Source organism: Bradyrhizobium sp. 33ap4 (genome assembly GCF_032654765.1).
Classification (GTDB): Bacteria; Pseudomonadota; Alphaproteobacteria; order Rhizobiales; family Xanthobacteraceae; genus Bradyrhizobium; species Bradyrhizobium australafricanum.
The window spans coordinates 1-6,189 of the sequence record NZ_JAUMTJ010000129.1; the positions used below are offsets into that span (position 1 = coordinate 1).

Consider the following 6,189-nt stretch of genomic DNA (forward strand, 5'->3'; position numbering starts at 1 on the left):
ACAAGCGGTCTTAGGAAGACAACTATAACACTCAACTCCTTGGCTCACAGAACGACATGGCTACGATCCGACTTATTTCCGCCACCAGAGCGAGGACATAGGAACAATCTCCAAAACCTGTGGGGAGAAAGAAGAGCGGTGGCTGCGATCCGGTTGATCGAACGGAAATTACCCCTCGGCTACCGGGCTGTGGCTCCACATGAATTTTTGATGCAAATTCCTTCAGAACAGGGGCTTGGAAGAGGTCGGCGGCGCTAAAGCTCAGCCCAAGTTCTGATGCTCGACTGAGCATCTGCACGGCCAAGAGCGAGTGGCCGCCCAGTTCGAAGAAGTGGTCGTGGCGCCCGATGCGCTCGACACTGAGAAGCTCGGCCCAGATCCGCGCCAGCGCCGTCTCGACCGCGCCCTGCGGCGCCTCATAGGCCGCCAGCGCATAGGCTTCGTCAGCCGGCGTCGGCAGCGCGTTGCGGTCGAGCTTGCCGTTCGGCGTCAGCGGCAGCGCCGCGATCGGCACGAACGCAGCCGGCACCATGTAATCCGGCAGCCGCGCAGTTAAGTGCGCGCGCAAGGCGCCCGCAAGCCCGCCTCCATCGCCCTCGCCTTCACTGGCCTCCGGCGCGCAGACCACATAGGCGATCAGATGCTTGTCGCCGGCGCGGCTCTGGCGCGCCACCACCACCGCCTCGCGCACAAAGGCGTGCTCGCAAAGCTTTGCTACGATCTCGCCCGGCTCGATGCGGTAGCCGCGGATCTTGACCTGGTCGTCGTTGCGGCCCAGGAACTCCAGATTGCCGTCCGGCAGATAACGCCCGAGGTCGCCGGTCCGGTACAGCCGATCGCCGCCGACAAAGGGACTGGCGATGAACCGCTCGGCCGTCAGTTCCGGTTGGTTCAAATACCCGCGCGCAACCCCCGCCCCGCCAATATAAAGCTCGCCCACCGCGCCGAACGGTACGGGCGCGCCATGATCGTCCAGCAGGTACACCCGCGTATTGGCGATCGGGCGCCCGATCGGGACCACTGACCCATCAAAATCAGCCGGACAATTCCAGAGCGTCGCGCAAACTGTTGCCTCGGTTGGCCCATAAGCGTTGACAATTGATGCCGGGGCAAGACTTCGGATGAGTTCAGCCTTCGGCAGCTCTCCGGCAAGAATGAGAACTTGCGAAGCCAAACATTCCAGATTCTTGCTTGCCGGAAGCAACGCGGGGGGTAACGTCGCATGGGTGATCGCTTCGCTTCGAAGATAATCCGATAGCTTGTTACTCGCTTGACGGATCTCGTCCGCAGGCAAGTGCAATGCGGCTCCAGAGCCAAACGCCATAACAAGCTCCCAAGCGCTTGCATCAAACCCAATGGAGGCGAACTGCACGACTCGGCTCTTGGAAGAAGCGCGAAAAAGGCCGACCTGAGCCAACAGCAGATTGACCAGTCCCCGATGCTGGACCATGACGCCCTTTGGGGTTCCTGTGGATCCTGAGGTATAGATCACATAGGCGAGATGGCTGGATGTGAGGCCAAGCGCGCGCGGGTCGGGATCCGAATCCGGCTGTTCGACCCAGGCCGGCGTGGCCGTCGCCAGATCGACCACCGTCACGGCGGCCAGCACCTCGGGGCCAAGTGCTGCGCGTCCGGCGGCATCGCAAAGCAGCAGCCGCGGCGCGGCATCGTCGACAACCTGCCGCAGCCGTTCGCTGGGATAGGCCGGGTCCAGCGGCAGATAGGCTCCGCCCGCCTTGAGGATCGCCAAAAGCCCGACCACCATCGCCAGGCTGCGTTCCAGGCAGATCGCCACCGGCTGATCCGGCTTGACCCCGAGGGCGATCAGATGATGCGCCAGGCGGTTGGCCCGTGCGTTGAGCTCACCATAGCTCAGCCGCTCATCTTCGCAGACCAGCGCCACCGCCTCCGGCGCCCTTTGCACCTGTGCCTCGAACAGCTCATGGATGCACCGCTCCGACGGATAAGGCGCCGCCGTCCGGTTCAACTCCTCCAGCAGATAGCTGCGCTCCTCGGCCGGCAGGATGTCGAGCTCGCGCACCGCCATGTTGGGGGCATGCTCCAGCGCCTCCGCCAGCTGCTCGAGCGCCCGCTGCATGTAGCCGCAGACCCGGTCCGCAGAGAGAGGCTCCGCCACCTGCGCCGTCAGGCCGAGCGCTTCGCCATAATCGTCGACCGACAGGGTTACGGGATAGTTGGTGCGCTCCTCGCCGCCGAGCCATTCCACGCCCGACAGGACATCATCCGTTCCGAAGCGGGGCGTGGCCGCCGGCCTGTTGTGACGGTAGTTCAACAGCGCGCTGAACAACGGCGCCGGCGCCGCAACGCCGCTGCAGCGTTGCGCCAGCGCCAGCGAAGCATGCTCGTGCGCCAGCAGCTCGGAAAGCTGCGCGTGGGTGCTGCGCACGCTCGCCGCAACCCCGGTCTCGTCCAGGGCAAGCCGCACAGGCAACGTGTTGATGAACAGGCCCATTGTACGATCGGCGCCCGCACCCGCATGCATCCGGCCGAACAGCACCGTGCCGAACACCACCTGCTCTCGGCCGCTGCTGCGCGCCACCACCTGCCCCCAGGCCAGATGGCACAGGCTGGCCAAGCTCACCCCGAGCCGCTGCGCCTGTTCGCGCAGCCGCTCGTTGAGCGCCTGCGGCAGCATCCGATGCGCCTCACTGAGCCCGCTGCCGTCGCCGTAGACCTCGCTTAGCCCAAACGGCATGGTCGGCTCGTCGATGTCGGCCAGCATCTGTCGGAAGAACTCTTCGTGCGCTTGCGCACTCACGCCCAGCCGCGTTTGCACGACCAGATTGCGGAACGGCTGCGGCTCTGACAGCTCATGCGCGCGCCCCTCCAGCACGGCGCGCACCTCGGTATGCATCACCTCCAGCGTCGTGTGATCGCCGATCAAATGGTGCTGCAGCTGCAGCAGCAGCCAGCGCCTGCTGCCCGGCTCGGGCGCTATCACAAACCGCAACAAGGGCGCCTGGCCAATTTCGATGCGCTGCCGGCGCGGATCAAACCGGCGCCGGAGCTCGTCGGCGCCGGAGCTTTCGCAGCCGTCCAGCTCGACCTCGCTCACGTGTAGCGGCGCGCGCCGCCAGACGACCTGGACCGGGCTCGACAGCCCCTCCCAAACAAACGCCGTACGCAGGATGTCGTGCCGATCCACCACCTGCTGAACCGCACCAAGGTAGCGCTCCAACAGGCTACGGTTGGCAAACGCCACCTGCGACACCATCAAATAGGGATCGCCCCGACTGGCTAGCAGATGATGGAACAGGATGCCGTCTTGCAGCGGCGACAGGCCATAAATGTCTTGGATGTTGCTGACGCCGCCGGGCACTGCGGCGACGATCCGATCGATCTCGCCCTGCGTCAGCTCAATAAGCGGCAGCATCGGCGGCGTAATGGCCGTGCTCTGCTCGGTGATCAGGTTGACGGGGGCTGCCACCTCGTGATGGCTACCAAGGCCGGCGGCAAGATCGGCCAGCACCGGACTGGCGAACAAGGTGCGTACCTCCACCCCGAGCGACAGCCGTCGCAGCCGCTCCAACACCTGCACGGCCAAGAGCGAGTGGCCGCCCAGTTCAAAGAAGTGGTCGTGGCGTCCGATGCGCTCGACACCGAGAAGCTCGGCCCAGATCCGCGCCAGCGTCGTTTCGACCGCGCCCTGCGGCGCCTCATAGGCCGCAAGCGCATAGGCTTGATCGGCCGGCGCCGGCAGCGCGTTGCGGTCGAGCTTGCCATTCGGCGTCAGCGGCAGCGCCGCGATCGGCACGAACGCAGCCGGCACCATGTAGTCCGGCAGCCGGCTACTCAAGTGCGCGCGCAAGGCGCCCGCAAGCCCGCCTCCATCGCCCTCGCCTTCACCGGCCTCGGGCGCGCAGACCACATAGGCGATCAGATGCTTGTCGCCGGCGCGGCTCTCGCGTGCCACCACCACCGCCTCGCGCACAAAGGCGTGCTCGCAAAGCTTTGCTACGATCTCGCCCGGCTCGATGCGGTAGCCGCGGATCTTGACCTGGTCGTCGTTGCGGCCCAGGAACTCCAGATTGCCATCTGGCAGATAGCGTGCGAGGTCGCCGGTCCGGTACAGCCGATCGCCCTCGACAAAGGGACTGGCGATGAACCGCTCGGCCGTCAGTTCCGGTTGGTTCAAATATCCGCGCGCAACCCCCGCCCCGCCAATGTAAAGCTCGCCCACCGCGCCGAACGGCACGGGCGCGCCATGGCCATCCAGCAGGTACACCCGCGTGTTGGCGATTGGGCGACCGATCGGGACCACTGATCCGTCAAAACCAGCCGGGCAATTCCAGGCCGTCACGTCGATAGCAGCTTCCGTGGGACCGTATAGATTGTGCAGACCAGTCCAAGGCAATACGCGACGAACCTTCTGCGCAAGGCTGGCAGAAAGCGCCTCACCACTACATATGAGACGCGTCAGCGATGTGCAGCGATCAACACCCTTCGCATCCATGAAGCTGATCAGCATGGATGGTACAAAGTGTGCAGTGGTGATGCGTTGGCCGACTATCAAGTTGACAAGCGCATCAGGGTCTTTGTGCGCACCAGGAAGCGCCAGCACCAAGCTCGCCCCTTCAAGCAACGTCCAGAAGAATTCCCAGGCCGAGACATCGAAGCCAAATGGGGTCTTCTGCAAGACAACGTCAGTCGCTTTGAGTGCGTAGGCTTTTTGCATCCAGATCAGGCGATTGATAATAGCCCGATGCTCATTCTGCGCTCCTTTGGGCGTTCCAGTTGAGCCTGAGGTGTAGATCACATAGGCAAGATGGCGCGATGTGAGGCCAAGCGTGCGCGGATCGGGGTCCGAATCCGGCCGTTCGACCCAGGCCGGCGTGGCCGTCTGCAGATCGACCACCGTCACGGTGGTCAGCACCTCGCGGCCGAGTGCTGCGCGTCCGGCGGCATCGCAAAGCAGCAGCCGCGGCGCGGCATCGTCGACAACCTGCCGCAGCCGTTCGCTGGGATAGGCCGGGTCCAGCGGCAGATAGGCTCCGCCCGCCTTGAGGATCGCCAAAAGCCCGACCACCATCGCCAGGCTGCGTTCCAGGCAGATCGCCACCGGCTGGTCCGGCTTGACCCCGAGGGCGATCAAATGATGCGCCAGCCGGTTGGCCCGCGCGTTGAGCTCGCCATAGCTCAGCCGCTCATCTTCGCAGATCAGCGCCACGGCCTCCGGCGCCTTTTGCACCTGCGCCTCGTACAGCTCATGGATGCACCGCTCCGACGGATAAGGCGCCGCCGTCCGGTTCAACTCCTCCAGCAGATAGCTGCGTTCCTCGGCCGGCAGGAGGTCGAGCTCGCGGACCGGCTGGCCTGCATCGGCAGCCATCGCCCACAGCAGCGCCAGCAGATAACCACGTTGCCGCTCGATCGTCGGGCGATCAAACAGCGCCGTGACATAACCCAGTGTTCCGGCGATCTCCTCGCCATGCTCGCCAAGGCTCAGCTCCAGATCGAACTTGATCTGATCGATCCCTTCGGAGGCGTCCTCCACACTCAGCCCCGGCAGGTCCAATGACCCAGCCGCATTGTTCTCCCAAGCCAGCATCACCTGCAACAGAGGGGTGTGATCAAGAGCCCGGGGCGGCTGCACGATCTCCACCACCTGCTCGAACGGCAGATCCTGATGCTCCTGCGCAGCCAGCACCGTGCGCCGCGTCCGCTCCAGAAGCTCCGACACGCTTGGCTCGTCCGACAGGTCGAGCCGTAGCGCCAGGGTGTTGACGAAGAAGCCGATCAACCCTTCGATCTCGCGACGGCCTCGATTGGCGCTCGGCACGCCGATCACAAGGTCGTCCTGCCCCGACAGACGCGACAGCACCGCCGCCCAGGCCGCCAGCACCGTCATGAACAACGTCGTGCCATGCTGCAGGCTGAGCCGCTTCAGCTCCCGCGTCAGATCCGCATCGATGACGATCGGAACCGTGGCCGCGGCAAATGACTGCTGGGCCGGCCGCGCACGGTCCGTCGGCAAGACAAGACGGGTCGTGCCTGCCAGCGCGCTGCGCCAATACTGCGCCTGCTTCTGCAGCCGTTCCCCCGACAGCCATTGGCGTTGCCAGGCGGCGTAATCCGGATACTGGATCGCCAGCGCCGGCAAAGGATCGTCCTGCCCAGCCGCGAATGCCCGGTAAAGCTGGCTGAGTTCACGCAGCAGCACGCCCATCG

The 6,189-nt window shown here is 64.8% G+C and carries 1 pseudogene; it reads right to left on the reverse strand.

The window, feature by feature from the left end:
• Nucleotides 1-31: 31 nt before the first annotated feature.
• Nucleotides 32-6,181, reverse strand: a pseudogene (locus Q2M23_RS42950) (amino acid adenylation domain-containing protein); the annotation flags it as partial.
• Between the last annotated feature and the right edge of the window lie 8 nt (nt 6,182-6,189).